This window comes from Paraburkholderia sp. J69-1 (genome assembly GCF_905220255.1).
In the GTDB taxonomy this organism is placed as follows: domain Bacteria; phylum Pseudomonadota; class Gammaproteobacteria; order Burkholderiales; family Burkholderiaceae; genus Paraburkholderia.
This window is the reverse complement of record NZ_CAJMZG010000104.1, coordinates 1-390: the sequence shown is the minus strand read 5'-3', so window position 1 is coordinate 390 and position 390 is coordinate 1. Positions and strand designations below refer to the sequence as shown.

The window sequence follows — 390 nt, the reverse complement described above, 5'->3', positions numbered from 1 at the left end:
CGTTCCCTGACAAGAATCCGATCACAGTCGATATCAGCAACGGCCGCATCAAGGTTCCGAAGCTCGGCTGGCTGCGTTAGCGTAAGAGTCGCGATGTACCTGGCGATGCTCGCTCGGCCAGCGTGTCGCTGCGCGCTGGCAAGTGGTACGTGTCGATTCTTACGCGGGGCGAGGTTGAACCGCCGGTTCCGGTTGGCCCGGCAGTCGGTATCGACGTGGGCGTGGCGCGGTTCGCAACCATGTCGGATGGCTCTTATATCGCGCCGCTCGCGTCCTTCCGCAAGCACGAGCAGCGGCTTGCGAAGTATCAACGCCGCATGGCCCGCAAGGTCAAGGGCAGCAGCAACTGGAAAAAAGCCAAGGCCCGCATTCAGCGCATCCACGCGCGCA

At 62.6% G+C, this 390-nt stretch carries 1 protein-coding gene; it reads left to right on the top strand.

Annotated features, from left to right (window positions below):
• Positions 1 to 122: 122 nt before the first annotated feature.
• Positions 123 to 390, top strand: a 268-nt coding sequence (locus tag U5A67_RS40585; protein ID WP_321959838.1) for a transposase, incomplete at its 3' end; no start/stop codon positions are given.